The sequence below is a fragment of the Streptomyces sp. NRRL B-24484 genome, from assembly GCF_000717715.1.
In the GTDB taxonomy this organism is placed as follows: Bacteria; Actinomycetota; Actinomycetes; order Streptomycetales; family Streptomycetaceae; genus Kitasatospora.
This window is the reverse complement of record NZ_JOAI01000162.1, coordinates 1-361: the sequence shown is the minus strand read 5'-3', so window position 1 is coordinate 361 and position 361 is coordinate 1. Positions and strand designations below refer to the sequence as shown.

Sequence of the window (361 nt, the reverse complement as noted above, 5' to 3'; positions counted from 1 at the left end):
CCGCAGTCCGGCCGGTGCCTGGACGCGCCGAACGGCGCCTCCGCCAACGGCACCCGGCTGCAGATCTGGGACTGCAACGGCGCCGCCGCGCAGAAGTTCTCCGTCAACGGCGGCGCCCCGGTCGCCGGGCCGGGCGGCAAGTGCGTCGACGTCGCGGCCGACGACAGCGGCGGCAACGCCGCAGCCGTCCAGCTGTGGGACTGCCAGTCCTGGGCCCTCGACCAGCACTGGTACCACAACGGCGACACCTCGCTGAGCACGCTCGGCCGGTGCCTGGACGTCAACGGCAACGGGACGGCGAACGGCACGCAGGTCGAGCTGTGGGACTGCAACGGGGTCGGCGGCCAGAAGTGGGTGCAGC

Annotated in this window: 1 protein-coding gene; it reads left to right on the top strand. The window is 73.4% G+C overall.

The genetic code is table 11. The annotated features are described in order from the left end of the window. Positions 1–361 (top strand): RICIN domain-containing protein (locus IE98_RS0141745; RefSeq protein ID WP_030278031.1); only part of this gene is annotated, 361 nt, incomplete at both ends.